At 68.7% G+C, this 835-nt stretch carries 3 protein-coding genes; 2 read left to right on the forward strand and 1 reads right to left on the reverse strand.

What is annotated here, in order from left to right; all coding sequences use genetic code 11:
* The coding region (gene dnaA, locus JNK74_28400; GenBank protein ID MBL7650109.1) for a chromosomal replication initiator protein DnaA at window positions 1-221 on the reverse strand (221 nt) is incomplete at its 3' end.
* A 238-nt stretch (window positions 222-459) separates the two neighbouring features.
* On the opposite strand from dnaA, the gene rpmH reads away from it, so the two are divergent.
* On the forward strand, window positions 460-594 hold the full coding sequence (rpmH, locus tag JNK74_28405; GenBank protein ID MBL7650110.1) for a 50S ribosomal protein L34: 135 nt from the start codon (window positions 460-462) through the stop codon (window positions 592-594).
* A gap of 5 nt (window positions 595-599) precedes the next feature.
* The coding region (rnpA, locus tag JNK74_28410; protein MBL7650111.1) for a ribonuclease P protein component at window positions 600-835 on the forward strand (236 nt) is incomplete at its 3' end.

Raw genomic sequence — 835 nt, forward strand, 5'->3', positions numbered from 1 at the left:
ACGGCGAGCTCGCCCTGCGCATGCAGGCCGGCGAGGGCGGTGCGGATCACGTCGAGGAAGTTGTCGCGCACATGATCGAGCACGAACTTGTTCGGCGCGAGCAGGCGCAGGCCGCCGTCCTCGACGATGGCCTGCAGCGGGCGCACCCAGGTATTCAGTTGGTGTTCGCTCAGCTCGTGTTCCAGACGGGCGAGACAGAGCTTCCAGAGCGCGTCGTCCACGCGGGACTCCTCCGGCGGCAGGCTCGGGCGAAAGCCGCGGAGTCTATGCGTTCGGTGCCGAGTTATCCACAGTCGATCCCCGGCGTGTCCACGCTCCGTGCACCGGTTCTTGCGTTGACAGCGCCGGGGACGGACCGCTAATCTCCCGCGCCTTGTTTGCGCGCCGCGTCCGCCATGGATGCCCGCCGCCAGCGACACCCCAGAAAAATCCCACTGAATTCAACCGGATCGAACCGCCATGAAGCGCACCTTCCAGCCCAGCGTCCTGCACCGCAAGCGCACCCACGGTTTCCGTGCCCGCATGGCCACCAAGAACGGTCGCCTGGTGCTGAAGGCCCGCCGCGCCAAGGGTCGTGCGCGCCTGACGCCGTAAGCGCCGTGGCCGGCGGCGCGCGCTTCGAACGGCGCGCCCGCCTGGTGCGCAAGGCCGACTTCCAGGCGGTCTTCGACCGGGCGGAGAAATCCGGCGACCGTTACTTCACGGTGCTGGCCCGCCCGAATGACCTCGGCCACGCCCGGCTCGGGCTCGCGATCTCCAAGCGGGCCTCGAAGCTCGCCGTGGTCCGCAACACGATCAAGCGCCTTGTGCGCGAAAGCTTCCGGCAGCGCCTCGC

Source organism: Candidatus Hydrogenedentota bacterium (assembly GCA_016791475.1).
Classification (GTDB): Bacteria; Hydrogenedentota; Hydrogenedentia; order Hydrogenedentales; family JAEUWI01; genus JAEUWI01.